Annotated in this window: 7 protein-coding genes; 5 read left to right on the forward strand and 2 right to left on the reverse strand. The window is 63.8% G+C overall.

The features are described 5' to 3' along the window. The first annotated feature begins 286 nt into the window (after nt 1-286). The 3 genes from HNQ60_RS24795 to HNQ60_RS24805 all read left to right on the forward strand — a co-directional run bounded on the left by HNQ60_RS24795 (nt 287) and on the right by HNQ60_RS24805 (nt 9147). The gene (locus tag HNQ60_RS24795; protein WP_184335461.1) at nt 287-3391 is read left to right on the forward strand and encodes a discoidin domain-containing protein; all 3105 of its coding nucleotides are present in this window, start codon (nt 287-289) and stop codon (nt 3389-3391) included. 125 nt (nt 3392-3516) lie between these two features. Continuing rightward, nucleotides 3517-7962, forward strand: coding sequence for an ATP-binding protein (locus HNQ60_RS24800; protein ID WP_184335462.1), 4446 nt, complete (start codon nt 3517-3519; stop codon nt 7960-7962). 225 nt (nt 7963-8187) lie between these two features. Next, nucleotides 8188-9147, forward strand: coding sequence for a PEP-CTERM sorting domain-containing protein (locus HNQ60_RS24805; RefSeq protein WP_184335463.1), 960 nt, complete (start codon nt 8188-8190; stop codon nt 9145-9147). Between the two features lies 1 nt (nt 9148). Here HNQ60_RS24805 and HNQ60_RS24810 read toward each other — a convergent pair whose 3' ends face one another. Next, nucleotides 9149-10267, reverse strand: a complete 1119-nt coding sequence (locus HNQ60_RS24810; protein ID WP_184335464.1) for a glycoside hydrolase family 88/105 protein — start codon at nt 10265-10267, stop codon at nt 9149-9151. Between the two features lie 53 nt (nt 10268-10320). Continuing rightward, nucleotides 10321-10773 carry a hypothetical protein gene (locus HNQ60_RS24815; protein WP_184335465.1) on the reverse strand — a complete coding sequence of 151 codons (453 nt, stop codon included), beginning with the start codon at nt 10771-10773 and terminating at the stop codon, nt 10321-10323. Nucleotides 10774-10971: 198 nt separating this feature from the next. Here HNQ60_RS24815 and HNQ60_RS24820 point away from each other — a divergent pair, with 198 nt between their 5' ends. Further along, nucleotides 10972-12384 carry an alpha/beta hydrolase gene (locus HNQ60_RS24820; protein ID WP_184335466.1) on the forward strand — a complete coding sequence of 471 codons (1413 nt, stop codon included), beginning with the start codon at nt 10972-10974 and terminating at the stop codon, nt 12382-12384. Nucleotides 12385-12555: 171 nt separating this feature from the next. Continuing rightward, nucleotides 12556-14019, forward strand: coding sequence for an esterase-like activity of phytase family protein (locus HNQ60_RS24825; protein WP_184335467.1), 1464 nt, complete (start codon nt 12556-12558; stop codon nt 14017-14019). Nucleotides 14020-14090 lie beyond the last annotated feature (71 nt).

Below are 14090 nucleotides of genomic sequence, written 5' to 3' on the forward strand. Positions count from 1 at the left end.
TGCCAGTTGCCTGCAGCGTCTCTCGCTGTGGAAGTCGCGGGATCGTCTTGAACTCGACTCCGTTCGAAAAAGTTCCGCGACGCGCGGGAACAATTACTACGCCTGCGAATATCGTCGGTCATTGCGTAGAAGCCACATGCGAATGCACTCGCGCGCAAGCGATGATGCGAGTCGTTTCGCCATCCGTCTTCACGATGCACTCCGTGCGTCGCCGTCGTTCTTGCGTCTGCTCACGGCGACGGCGGATTTTCCCGACACGACAAGAGAGAGACCAAGAGCAAATCGAATGATCGCCGCTTCGCTGATCTGCATGTCTCTTCTGCTCGGAGCAACGAGCGTCCTCGCCCAACAGCTGCCGCCGCGAACGCAATGGCACGCGAGCAGCTCGGCCATCGAGAATCCTGAGCTCGCCTCTTCACACGCGATCGACGGCGACCCGAAGACGCGCTGGGGCGGCGCGTTCTCCGCCGGCCACTGGTGGCAAGTCGACTTCGGCCGCCCCGCCGACATTGCCGGCGCGATCATCCGCTGGGACAGCGGCTTCACCGAGACGTATCTGATCCAGACATCGACTGATGGCCAGCAATGGCAAACCGTCCGCGACGTTCGCGATGGCAGCGGCTTTGTCGAGTACGTTTTCTTCCCGACGACGAGTGCGCGCTACATACGTCTCGCAAGCCAGCCCCGCACCGCCGACTGGGGTGTTTCGGTCTTCGAGTTCGAACCGATTGCCGCTGGCGACGCTCCTGTGATTTCCGGTCTCGGCAGCGACCCCACCGGTGCGGCCGCATGGACGGGAAGTGGCGCTCTGCCGATGACGAACATTTCGAACGACATTGCGACGATGCAGATCCGGTTGCAACGCCCGCTCGAGATCGCCGGCCTGCAGGTGTTCTGGGGCAGCGCACGCACGAGCGCACGCCTTGAAGCTCGCAGAAACAATGAGCCGTGGCGCGTGATCGCGGAAGACCCGGAAGCGCTCGGCGACATGTCGTATCTGGCCGCAGCCACATCGACGACAGAGAACGAGCTGCGGCTGACAGTGAGGTCTGCAACACAAGCGCCAGCGATCCGCGGATTGCGCTTGCTCAGCCCGTCGCAGGCGATGACTTCGCTGAAACGCTACGAAATCAAGGCAGCACGGGACACGCAGCGCCTGTTTCCCGAGCAACTCCATCGCCACCAGGTTTACTGGACCGCCATCGGCATTCCCGGCGGGAAGCAGAAATCCGTGCTCGACGAGTTCGGCAATCTGGAAGCGTTCAAAGGCGCGCCGATGGTCCAGGCGATCTGGCGCAGCGACGGCGGACAGGCGAGGACCGGCACACTGCTCAACCAGCCGACGCAGAGTCTGCGCGAAGGCTGGATGCCCATGCCCACCGTGCAATGGGCATCCGAATCGCTGCTGATGAAGATCGATGCGTTTGCCATCGAGCAGGCTGGCGCGCCAGTGACGCTGGTTCGCTACCGGCTGGCCAACACAAGCAGCACTCCGCTGCGAGGGCAGCTCGCACTCGTCGTTCGACCGCTGCAGGTGAACCCACCCTGGCAACACGGCGGCATCGCTGCCATTCGCGACATCGCCGTGAATTCGTCGGACGAAGGCGCTTCCGTGCGTATCAACGGTCGCGAGTTCCTGCAATCGCTGACACCGATCACGGCAGCGGCTGCCGCTGCGTTCGGCTCACATGGCGAGACCGAAATCACGGCCGCGATCGCTTCCGGAAAACTCCCGAACACCCGCGCTGCAGGCGATCCGCAGGGACTTGCATCGGGTGCGCTGACCTATCGCGTCGACGTGCCCGCGCGATCTGTGCGCGATGTCGTACTCGCTTTTCCGCTGGGCAACGAACACGTCGACTTCAACTCCCCTTCCCTGCCCCCAGCGCCGACGCTGGATCGCTCAGCCCTCCTCGGATCGACCCGCGATGCCGGCGCAGCGTTCGATGCCCTCGCCGAGCGAGTCGCGTCGCAGTGGCAGTCCACCGTCGGCCGCATCCAGCTCTCGCTGCCCGATCGATCGCTGATCGATACCGTTCGCGCGCAGACGGCATACATGCTGATCAACCAGACAGGCCATGCGATGCAGCCTGGTCCGCGCAACTACAATCGCTCTTTCATTCGCGACGGCGCCGCGACCGCATCGATCCTCGCGCGCATGGGCATGGGCAAAGTCGCTCGCGAGTACTTGCGGTGGTATTCGGATCACGCCGTTCATGCGAACGGGCTCGTGTCGCCGATCCTCAACGAGGACGGCTCCGTCAATCGCGGCTTCGGGTCGGATCTCGAGCACGACAGCCAGGGCCAGTTCGTGTGGCTCGTCGCGGAAATTGCCCGCGTCGATGGCGGCGTCGAAAGCGTGAAGGAGTACGAACCCAAAGTGCGCCTTGCACTCAAGTATCTTCAGGAGCTCCGCGAGCGAACGATGGTTCCCGGCTACCTTGCGGAACGCGAAGCTCCACGGCGCTTTCATGGGATCCTCGCGCCGTCCATCAGTCACGAGGGCTACTCGGTTCCAACACACAGCTATTGGGACGACTATTGGGGACTGAAGGGCTGGCACGATGCGATCTGGCTGGCGGAAGGCTGGGGGAAGCCGGATCTCGCGAAGTGGGCGCGCGAACAGTACGAAGCGCTGCGTTCATCGATGCGCCAATCGATCCAGACAACGATGGCCTGGAAGAACATCGATTTCATTCCGGCATCGGCGGACACGGCGGACTGGGATCCGACGAGTGTCTCGATCGGTATCGATCCCGCGAACCAGATGGACCTGATGCCGCGGGCGGCACTGAAGCATACGTTCGATCGCTATCTCGGCGAGGTCCGCAAGCGCGACGAACCGAACGCCCTGTACGCGTACACGCCCTACGAGATCCGCAACGTCCTGACCTATGTGCATCTCAACGAGCCCCGGCAGGCGAACGAACTGCTCACGAACTTCGTGCGCCATCGCCGGCCAGCCGCGTGGCATGTCTGGGCCGAGGTCGTGCATTCGCTCGAACGGCGCGACAGATACATGGGCGACATGCCTCACACCTGGATCGGTTCTGAGTACGTGCGTTGCATCTTCGGCATGCTCATGCGTGAAGACGGGCAGCGGCTGCGCCTCCTGCCGGGAGCGCCGCCGGCATGGCTCGCAGGCGAAGGAATTCGTATCGGTGAGCTGCCTGTAGCCTATGGCTCATTGACGATGACGGCGAGTCAGCAGGACAGGAAACTGCAGCTCACGCTCGGGTCAGGCCTCGATGAAGGCACACAGACCAGTGTCTCCTGGCCGTCGCGAACGAAGCCCGTTCGGGTCAGCGTCGATGGCAAGACCGTCACGGACTACGATGACAATGGGATCGACCTGGACCGTCCGTTCAAGAAACTCATCGCTCAGTGGTGACAGCGCCGCGTCCGTGACGAGAAGGGTCGGGGCGCGGAACTTTGCCGCTCCGTAGTCAGTTAGCTCACAACGGATCTCAGCGAGAAAGAAAACAGTCAGCAGCTATGACCACGGACCCAGGGGCCTTGGCCTCCGCGCGCGCAGGGCTCTTCATCGGCACAGGGCCGATGGCCATTCACATGCGCAACCGGGATTGGGAGAGCACGCCGCTCGGCCCGCCGGAGAAATGGCCGCACAGCCTGCAATCCATGGTCCGCACGCTGCTCACATCCCGATACCAGATGTGGATGGGCTGGGGTCCTGAGCTCGCGTTCTTCTACAACGACGCCTACAGCCCGACGCTCGGCGTGAAGCATCCCTGGGCGCTGGGCCAGCCAGCCGCAACAGTGTGGAAGGAGATCTGGGGTGATGTCGGGCCGCTCGTTCGTCATGTCATGACGACGGGCGAAGCGACGTACAACGAGGGAATGCTGTTGTTCCTGGAACGCAGCGGATTCCCCGAAGAGACCTATCACACCTTCTCCTACAGTCCGCTGTTCGACGATGGCGGCAACATCGCCGGCATGTTCTGCGTCGTGGTCGAGGAGACTGAAAGAATTCTCGCGGAGCGCCGGCTGGCCACCCTGAGCAAGTTGTCGGCGAATACTGCCGGCATCGGCTCCGAAGCACAGTTCTTCGAAGCAGTGGCACGGCAGCTGGATGACAATCTGCGCGATCTGCCGTTCACTTTGACGTACGCCATCGACGAGGGCCGCGAAACCGCGCGGCTCGTCGCTGCGTCCGGAATCGATGCCAGCCATCCCATCGCCATCCCATCGCTGACACTCGCCACCAGCCCATGGTCGGTTCATGGAATGCAGGGCGGGTCCGTCCTCACCACGAACCTCGATCGCCTCTATTCATCGCTGCCGATGGGCGCCTGGAAGAAGCCTGCGACCGATGCGCTCGTCGTTCCCATCGGGCAGCGGACGGGCAACGAGCCGGCCGGGTTCTTCATCGCCGGGCTGAATCCCTATCGGCCGCTGGATGCCTCGTATCGCAACTTCATCGAGCTCACCGCCAGCCAGGTCGGCGCCGGGCTCGCCGGTGTCCGTGCGCTCGAGCAGGAACGAAAACGTGCGGAAGCGCTGGCGGAGATCGACCGCGCCAAAACGACTTTCTTCTCCAACGTCAGCCACGAGTTCCGCACGCCGCTCACGCTGATGATGGGTCCGCTCGAATCGCTGCTGGCCCAGCAGACGTCGAGCGAAGTGCATTCGCAGGCCGAGCTCGCGCATCGAAACTGCATGCGGTTGCTGCGACTCGTCAACAACCTGCTCGAGTTCTCGCGCATCGAAGCGGGTCGCGTGAGCGCCGACTATGAGCCGATCGACCTGGGCGAATTCAGCAGCGAGATCGCATCGAGCTTCCGATCGGCCATCGAACGCGCCGGCCTGACGCTGCGGATCGAAGCAGCCCGGCTGGTGCAGCCGGTCTATGTCGACCGGGATATGTGGGAAAAGGTCCTGCTGAACCTGCTGTCGAACGCGCTCAAGTACACGCTGGAAGGCGGCATCACCCTGACGATCGGCGTATCCGTCGACGGCCGCCGCGCCGAGCTTCGCGTCGCGGACACCGGCATCGGCATTCCCGAAGCCGAGTTGCCCCGGCTCTTCGAGCGCTTTCATCGTGTCGAAGGCGCACAGGGCCGCAGCTTCGAAGGCACAGGCATCGGGCTCGCTCTCGTGCAGGAACTGCTGAAGCTGCACGGCGGCGACATCTCTGTTGCGAGCGAACCCGGTCAGGGATCGGTATTCACGGTTTCGCTTCCTTTCGGCAGCGACCATCTTCCTGCTGCTCGCATTCGTGAGTCGTCGGCTCAACCGGCGAAGGTGAAAGCCGCTCCCTTCATCGAGGAAGCACTGCGCTGGCTTCCCGCTGCGACGCGGCCCCTCGAAGCAGCAGCGAATCAGACGACGATCGGCACCGGCAAACGGGTCTTGTTCGCGGACGACAACGCCGACATGCGCGAGTACGTCGGCCGGTTGCTCGTGAACCAGGGATATGACGTCGAAACCGCCGGGGATGGCGAGGAAGCACTCGAAGTGGCGCGCGCGGGGCGTTTCGATCTGATCGTCAGCGACGTGATGATGCCGCGACTCGACGGATTCGGCCTGCTGCGTGCGATTCGCAGCGAACAGCCGATCGCTGACACCCCGCTCATTCTCTTGTCCGCGCGAGCAGGCAACGAAGCGACGGTCGAGGGATTGAACGCCGGCGCGGACGACTACCTGATCAAGCCGTTCACGGCCAGCGAGCTGATCGCGCGCATCAACACCAATGTGCAGATGGCAAAGATTCGCCGCGAGGCCGCTCGAGCCGTGATGCTCAGCGAGCAACGATTCCTGATGAGTCAGGAGCGGCTGGGCCGAGCCCTCTCCACCGGCCGCATCGCCGTGTACGAGTGGAATCTCGACGAGGACCGGCTGAGGATTCACGGCGCGCTCGCAGAAGCCTTCGGTGTTTCTGCAGCGGTCGCCTCGGACGGCTTGCCTTTGCAGCGCTTCGTCGACGGCATTCATCCCGACGATCGCGAGCGCGTGATGAAACAGGTGCAGCGGAATGTCGGCCAGAACGAACCGTTCGACACCGAGTATCGATTGCTCGGCGGCGGGCAGAACCGGACAGTTCTCTCCCGAGGCCGCGTAGCGACGCTTGCGGGCGGCGAACGCAGCTTCGTGGGCGTACTCATCGATCTCACCCAGGAGAAGGAGGCCGAACAGCGGCTGCGCGCCAACGAGGAGATGCTGCTCGAACAGACCCGAGCGCTCCAGATCCTCAACCGCGTCGCGACCCTGATCACTGGCGAGAAGGACATCGGCCGTGTCGTTCAGGCGATCACGGATGCCGGCGTCGAACTGATCGGCGCACAGTTCGGCGCGTTCTTCTACAACGTGCTCGACAAGGCCGGCGACTACTACATGCTGTACACGCTCTCCGGGGCGGCACCGGAAGCATTCTCGAAGTTTCCGATGCCGCGCAAGACGGCCGTGTTCGGCCCGACCTTCGACGGCACCGGAATCGTCAGATCCGACGACATCACGATCGATCCGCGCTACGGCCACAACACGCCCCATCGCGGAATGCCTCCTGGCCATCTTCCCGTTCGCAGCTACCTTGCCGTACCAGTGCGATCGGCGGGCGGCGAAGTCCTCGGGGGCCTCTTCTTCGGACACGCGAAGACGAAGCAATTCAGTCCCCGCGCCGAGGAGCTCATCATCGGCCTGGCGAGCACCGCTGCGGTCGCCATGGACAATGCGCGACTCATCGAGGCCGTGCAGCGCGAGCTCGATCAGCGACGCAAGGCCGAAGCCGATCTGCAGACCCTGAACGCAACGCTCGAACAGCGCGTGCTCGACGAAGTCGCCGAACGCACCAAGGCCGAGGAAGCGTTGCGACAGGCTCAGAAGATGGAGGCGGTTGGCCAGCTGACGGGCGGCGTGGCGCACGACTTCAACAATCTGTTGACCGTCATCATCGGCGGGCTGGATACGATCCGTCGGTCGAAGCCCGGCGACGACGCCAGAGTCAAGCGCGCTGCCGACATGTCTTTGCAGGGCGCGCAACGTGCTGCCCACCTTACGTCGCGTCTGCTCGCTTTCTCGCGACGGCAACCGCTCGATCCGCGCCCGCTCGACCTCAACATCATGGTGCGTGACATGACCGAGCTGCTGCATCGTTCACTCGGCGAGAACATCGAGCTCGAAGGCATTCTCGCGCCCCGCCTGTGGGTGTCGGAGGTGGATCAGAACCAGCTCGAAAGCGCGATCATCAACCTCGCCGTCAACGCGCGCGATGCGATGACGGAGGGCGGGAAGCTGACGATCGAGACGGCGAACACCACGCTCGACGAAAAATACGCGGCAACTGATGCGGAAGTGATTCCGGGCCAGTACGTCATGGTCGCGGTGAGCGACACCGGCACCGGCATGACCCCCGACGTGCTTGCCCGCGCGTTCGAGCCTTTCTTCACGACCAAGGAAGTGGGTCGCGGCACCGGCCTCGGCCTCAGCATGGTGTACGGCTTCGTCAAGCAGTCCGGCGGACACGTCACGATCTACAGCGAAGTCGGCGAAGGAACGACCGTCAAACTCTACTTCCCCCGCTACCAGGGCGGCACGACCGCGCGCGAGGTGCCGACACCGACCCCGGTGCCGAGTGCCAGCGACGAGGAAGTCGTTCTCGTCGTCGAGGACAACGAGGAAGTTCGCAGCTACAGCGTGATGATTCTCACCGAGCTCGGCTACGGCGTGCTCGAAGCGAGGGACGCCGAATCGGCAATCGCGATCCTGGAGAGCGCACCGCGTGTCGATCTGCTTTTCACCGACGTCGTGCTGCCCGGCAAGACGGGGCGCGTGCTCGCTGATCTCGCCCGCGAACGCTGGCCGAACCTTCCCGTGCTCTACACGACCGGCTACTCACGCAACGCCATCGTCCATCACGGCCGCCTCGATCCCGGCGTACATCTGATCACGAAGCCATTCACCTTCGAAGAGCTCGGCAAGCGCGTGCGGGATCTGCTGGACAAGTGAGCGCGCGAGCTTTTCGCTGACAGACATCTCCCGAGTCGGCCGCGTTTACACCAAAGGACTAGTAGCGCCGCGCGGTCGACGGCGAGCTCATCCAAAACAGCGACACAGTTCTCAGTCTGCGCATCGATTCGATGCCCTTTGGGACGATTCTGTCGCATCGGCGGGGAACGGCACCTCGCTTGCAATGGTTGTGGTCAGGGATTCACCACGACTGCGAATGCGACCATGCCGAAGATCTGTGCGATTGCGCTGACACTCATCTGCCTCGTGGCTACCGTCGCGGATACGCCGGGCGTTAGTCTTTTCGGCGGCCCCGCAATAACGACGGGCGAACCTCCGGCGGCGACCGCGCCGCTCGAAGTCGTCGAGTTGCCCAACATTCTGCTTGCCTCGGACTCGACCATCGCGCACCCGGTCGATCGCGCGACCTGGGCACCGCTCAGCTTGAACGCTGCCGATGCATTCGAGCAGGAAGAGACGCAGACGGAAGTGCTCGGTTCCGGCTCCGTCGGTGGCGCGAACTACGATCATCCGACGCTCCTGTTCCGCATCGGCACGTCGATGCGCGCCGGGACTTCGAATACGTCAGGCGGCGGCTCGCGGCCGGGCCCGTCCGGAACATCCGGAGGCGCTGGCGGCGGCGCGCAAGAGGAACCCTCGAAGGGCGACAACAGCTCCGCCGCGCCGACCGATCCAACGACCGGCGGTGACGAAGCAGGTTCTGGCCCGACTGTCCCTAACGACAACCCGGTGCCTTCCGGGCCTTCCGACAACACCGGACCCACGGACAGCGATTCCTCGTCTGGTTCGAACGAAACGCCACCCACTGAAGGCACTGCGCCGCCGTCGTCGGATCACCAGCCCGATGCGGGCAACCCGACGCCTGAAGGTCCCGGAGACGCTGCACCGCCCGTGACCGAAGCGCCGCCGTCGCATACGGAAACACCGCCGGGCGACAGCACGCCGCCCGATCACGGCGATCCTTCGCCGCCGGCGAATGAACCTTCCGCGCCGGAAGAGCCGCCGCACGAGGAACCGAACGACACGCCGACTTATCCGTCGTATCCCATCGACGATGTTCCCGGCCATGGCACACCGATCCAGGTGCCGGAGCCTTCGTCACTCGGACTCCTCGGCATCGGCCTCGCGGGATTGCTCGCTCGTCGTCGCCGCCGCGCGAACTGATCTATTGCGATAGATCCAGGATCGCGGCACCCGCGAGCAGGAACGCGCCCACGCCATAAAACTGCGTATCGTCCCGGGTCACGTGCTCGGGCCGGTCGCTGACCTGCTGGACGAAGCCGAGCCGGCCGTCCGCGTGCACGGCGTTCGTCAGAGCGCGCCATCCCTTTTGTACCGCGGGCTCATACATCGCGCGATCCAGCAGACCGACGTCGATTCCCCACGCCAATCCGTAGACGAAGAATCCGGTGCCGCTCGATTCGGGCGGTGCGCCCTTCGTCGCAAGCAGCGAAGGCGACCAGTAGCCATCGGTCTTCTGCAGCGTCCTCAGCTTCGCCGCCATCTCCCTGAAGAGCGTTTCGTACATCGGTCGTGACGGATCGTTCGCGGGCAACTGCGACAACACCCGAACGAGCCCCGCGAAAACCCAGCCGTTGCCTCGACTCCAGAAGAGCTTGCGACCTTCGCTGTCGCGCTGCTTGAAGAAACGGCTGTCGCGATAGAAAAGGTGTTCCTGGGGATCGTAGAGATAGTCCTTCGTCGCCTTGAACTCGGCGTGTGCGTAGTTGGCGTAGTGCGCATCACCAGTCGCGACACTCAGTCCGATCCACACCGGCGGTGCCATGAACAATGCATCGCACCAGCACCACCGATCCCAGCAGGAAGTCTCCGACTCTGCATCGAGGCCCACACGCGGCGGCGTTGCGAGGATTTCATCGAAGCGGCGACGCAACGGCGCGATCGCATCGGCCCCGGCACCGTTGGTCGCGGCCCAGAGATAGCTCATGCCGATCGCGTGATCGTCCGCATGATACTTGCGCTCACCCAACCGCCAGTTCGCCTTGCGCCCATGATCGAGCACGGCATTGCGAAAGCGCGGCGAAGAAGAACGCTGCGCCAATTCGGTCAGCCCCGCATAGAACGCGGCCTGCTGCCAGCTGCGCGGCTCGGTGGTTTCTTCGCGATAGATCTGGATCGAACTGACGGGGTCGAGATGGGCGAGCTGCCAGTCGGCCACCTTCTCCATCGTCGCGAGTACCTGTCGTGAGTCCAGCGGTTTCTCGACCGCATGCGCCGACAGCCAGGAAGCAGACACGAGGATGCCGACGGCGATGAATCGCACGCGAAAAACTCCGGAAGGCAGATGTCGATCCGAGAATACCGCAGACGTCAGAGTCAGGGCGTCCCAAGCGCCTTCAGCTCGGCCTTCAGGTCACTGAGCCGCGACTCGCTGGCGTCGAGCTGCTTCTCGACCGCATCGAGCTGACCCCGATACTCCTGATCGAGCATGAGCGCATCTTCCATCTGGTTGCGGGCCCGCTCGGCAAAAGCGTCCTGCGAGCCCGCGGACTGTTCCTGCAATGCCTTGGCCTGCGCCTTCAAGGCCGCCAGTTGCGCTTCTCCCTCGGCCTGGTGGGACTCGACGAGTGCGGCGATCCGCAGTTTCTCGGACTGCAATTGCGCCAGCTCTGCCCGTGCGGCCTCGATCCGGGCCTGCAACTCGCTGCGTCGCTGGACGAGGTCCTGCGCAGCAGGTTCGGTGACTGCTGAAGGCGCTGCAACCGCTGGCCCAGCGACCGCCGCCGATCCATTCGCAGCCGTTGCTGAAGAATTCGCCGGAGAATCCACGGACTGGCCGCAGCCGCCGGCTCCCGCCGCGGCTATCAAGGCAATCAGAGACTGAACCGATCGACCCCGCATCCGGCACCCACTGTTGACTTGTCCTTAGTTGACGACGGCTCGATGCCGGGAGGAGCATACGCTCCGCGAATTTGCCTCGACAACTTGAACCGCGGCGACCTTCGAGCGCCGCGACAGGGGGAATCCATGCGTATCGCGCGAATGCTCGCCTTGCGATCATGGCAGTTGTGGGTGGCGCTGTCGCTTGCCTGCTTCGGTCTTCCGAGCCTTGCCCAGGTCGACGATCCACCACCCGTCGTTGTCGAAGCCGCGCTGCCCTTCGCGCCGCTGGCCGCATTTCCGACTGCCCGACAGTACTGGGGCATCGACGCCGCCGCGGGCTATCGCGTCGAAGTGCCGGAGCAGTGGAACGGCTCGCTCGTCATGTATGCGCACGGCTATCGCGGCGAAGGCAATCTGCTCACGGTGTCGAATCCCGCGATTCGCGCCCACCTGCTGGCGAACGGTTTCGCATGGGCCGCATCGAGCTACACGCGCAATCACTACGATGTGCGTGCCGGCGTACAAAGCACCAACTCTCTCGCGCGCGCCTTCGAGAGCATCACGGGGCTGAAGCCCCACCGCTATTTCATTCACGGGCATTCGATGGGCGGTCACGTCACGGTCGCATCCATCGAGCAGTTCCCCAATCGAACCTGCCCGTCGGGGCGGCTGGGTCATTTCTGCCGGGAGACCGTCGAGTTCCTCGGACAGCTCGCGGGCGGCATCAAGTACAGCGGCGCAGTGCCGATGTGCGGCGTCAACGGGGATACGCGGCTGTTCGATTTCTTCGACGACTTCAATCTCGTCGCGGCTGAGCTCGCCGGCATCGACGTACCGCGGCCTTCGCCCGACTATCCGACGGCACAGCTGCCTTCCATCCTCAGCCAGCTGTTCGTGACTTATCCGACGATCAACACGCCGCTGGGTGACAAGCTGAAGGCCGCGACGATCGAACTGACCGGCGGCCCGCGCCCGATCGTCGATCTTTCGTATCCCTCGTTCATGAACCTGCTCTTCGGATTCGGTGGCGGCGATGGCTCCATCTCCGCTGTCACGAACGGGCTGTCCGTGACGAACAACATCGGCCGCATCTATCAGCTCGACCATGACTCGCGACTGTCGCGCGAGGAGTTCGAATTCAATCGATCGATCCTGCGAGTGCGGCCCGATCCGAAGGCCAATCCGCCGAGATTCATCGAGCTCGAAGCGATTCCACGCAACACGGGCAACCTGCACGTGCCGACGGTGAGCCTGCACACGCTCGGCGACCTGTTCGTTCCGTTCTCGATGGAACAGATCTATCTCGAGCGGACCCGCTTCTGGGGTCAGCAGCATCTCTTCGTGCCGCGCGCGATCCGCGCTGCCCAGCATTGCGAATTCAGCGTTCCCGAACAGGAGCAGGCTTTCGCCGACATGCTGAAGTGGGTCGACCAGGGCGTGAAGCCACGCGGCGACCGTATCCTCGATCGCAAGACCGTGCAGCAAGCGAACTTCGGCTGTCAGTTCACGACGCCGATTCGCGCGTATGACAGTGCCGCGGCGTGCGCTGCACCTTGAGATCAAGAGTATGGAAAGTCTTCTTCTGATTCTTCCTCCGGTTCGGATTCCTCAGTAGCACCACCGTCAACCAACCTTCACGGATCGGCAACAGGGAGTGGCCAATGATCCGGACTCGCTGCGAATCGCGCGCCGATCGGCGGCGCGCGTGCACGCACGGGAGTCCGAAGCATGAAGCACACGAATCGCCTGATCCCTGCCCTCGCCCTGCTCACCTGCACTGCGGCGGCATTGCCGCAGGCGGGTGCCGCTGAGCTCCTGCAACGAGCGGTGCTCCCGAGTGACACCTTCTCGCCGGGACCGACCTCCGGCCAGTTCGCCACGGGCGCGAACGGCGTCGTGCTGCCGCTGATCAATCGTCAGCCCGTGCAGGGATTCTCGGCGGTCCTGCCCGGCCCGACGAAAGGCACCTACAGGGTGATGGCGGACAACGGCTTCGGTAACAAGGCGAACTCTCCGGATGCGCTGCTGCGCGTCTACACAGTGAAGCCCGATTTCGAAGAGGGCACGGTGTCCGCGGCGCATCGGGTGACTGGCGAAGCTCTCTCTGAGTTCACGGCCGACAGCTTCATCACGCTGCGCGATCCCTGGCGGCGCGTGCCGTTTCCGATCGTCGCCGACGGCGCAACTTACCCAGGCACACCCGCCGGCGGCGGCACGATCGCAGTGGATCCGTCGATCCGCAGCGGTCGCCTGCTCACCGGTGCGGACTTCGACATCGAGTCGATCCGGCGCGCACCGGACGGCACCCTGTGGTTCGGCGACGAGTTCGGCCCGTATCTCATCCACACGGATGCCCAGGGACGCGTGCTCGAAGCCCCGATCCCGTTGCCCAACTTCCGCGCACTGCCGAGCACCCTCGGCGGATCGGAAGTGAATCCGCTGGTGCAGGCGATCAGCAATCCGCAGCGCACGCTGGCCGCGAATCTCCCGGACTCGGGCGGCTTCGAAGGAATGGCGCTCAACGCCAGCCGCACCCGCCTCTATACGCTGCTCGAGAAGGCGATCGCCGGCGATCCGGTGCGTGAGCGCCTGATCATCAGCGAGTTCCATCTCGCTGCGCGCAAGTACACGGGCAAGACGTTCGCGTACCTCCTCGACAAACCCAACCACGCGATCGGCGACTTCACCGCACTGACCGACACGGAGTTCGTAATCATCGAACGCGATGGCGGTCAGGGTGATCCGAGCGATCCGCGCTTCACGTCACCCGCGCGGTTCAAGAAGATCTTCCGCGTCGATCTGCGCCGCATCGATACCGCGGGCAATCTCATCAAGGAAGAAGTTGCGGACCTGATGAACATCTATGACCCGCGCGACATCGCGGGCGACGGCCGCACCAACACGGTATTCACGTTCCCGTTCACGACGATCGAAGACGTGCTGGCGCTCGACAACAATCGTCTTCTCGTCATCGACGACAACAACTATCCGGGCTCGGCGGGCCGCGAGTTCGGCGTTCCGGACAACAACGAGTTCATCGTGATTCATACGGCGCCGTTGCTGGAGTGCGAGGAAGGACGGGGTCGGCGCGGCGACGGCTACGACGATCGGCACCATGACGATCAGCACCGTGGGGATCATGGGCACGGTCGCGGAGACGATTGTCGGCCAGCCGCGGAAGAAGTGCGATAGCGGATAGCGGATGGCGGATAGGCCGGGACAACGGTGCCCGGCCGCAAGATTCTCCAAGTCCAGGCCCGCGT

The sequence above is a fragment of the Povalibacter uvarum genome (assembly GCF_014202975.1).
GTDB lineage: Bacteria > Pseudomonadota > Gammaproteobacteria > Steroidobacterales > Steroidobacteraceae > Steroidobacter > Steroidobacter uvarum.

Excerpts from the sequence above, each read along its gene's own strand:
- HNQ60_RS24795 (WP_184335461.1), top strand. The coding sequence starts at position 287 with ATGATCGCCGCTTCGCTGATCTGCATGTCTCTTCTGCTCGGAGCAACG.
- HNQ60_RS24805 (WP_184335463.1), top strand. The coding sequence starts at position 8,188 with ATGCCGAAGATCTGTGCGATTGCGCTGACACTCATCTGCCTCGTGGCT.
- HNQ60_RS24820 (WP_184335466.1), top strand. The coding sequence starts at position 10,972 with ATGCGTATCGCGCGAATGCTCGCCTTGCGATCATGGCAGTTGTGGGTG.
- HNQ60_RS24825 (WP_184335467.1), top strand. The coding sequence starts at position 12,556 with ATGAAGCACACGAATCGCCTGATCCCTGCCCTCGCCCTGCTCACCTGC.